Here is a 367-nt window from a genome sequence, read left to right on the forward strand (position 1 = left end):
AACCACGTTGCATCTTCAGGAGAAAGGTGGCTGGTATCAGGAAAGTGACTTGATGATTGAATTTCCTCAGCCTTTTCCAGTTGCTTGGTCTGCTTCAGAATCTCATTCCAGTCTGTCTTCTCCTGGCCTTCACGTTTTGGTGGTCTTGCATCTATAACTGGAATTTTCTTCTCACGTAGTTTGGTGATAAAATCTGTACCTGCTTTATCACGATCAACTGCCAGCGTGATGAGAGCATCGTATTTGTTATCTTGGCAAAGTGTAGAGGTTTCTGCTGCAACAGATAGGAATCTCGAGGTACGTGTTAGTTCACTAGACTTGGTATAATCCCTTTCATCCATCGCAATCTCCCCTCGATCCTGTAAAA

1 protein-coding gene is annotated in these 367 nt (G+C 43.6%); it reads right to left on the bottom strand.

Translation table 11 applies throughout. The annotated features are described in order from the left end of the window. A partial coding sequence (locus CBI42_RS11550; protein ID WP_142294145.1) for a toprim domain-containing protein occupies window positions 1-367 on the bottom strand: 367 nt, incomplete at both ends.

Source organism: Streptococcus sp. KR (assembly GCF_002238115.1).
Classification (GTDB): Bacteria; Bacillota; Bacilli; order Lactobacillales; family Streptococcaceae; genus Streptococcus.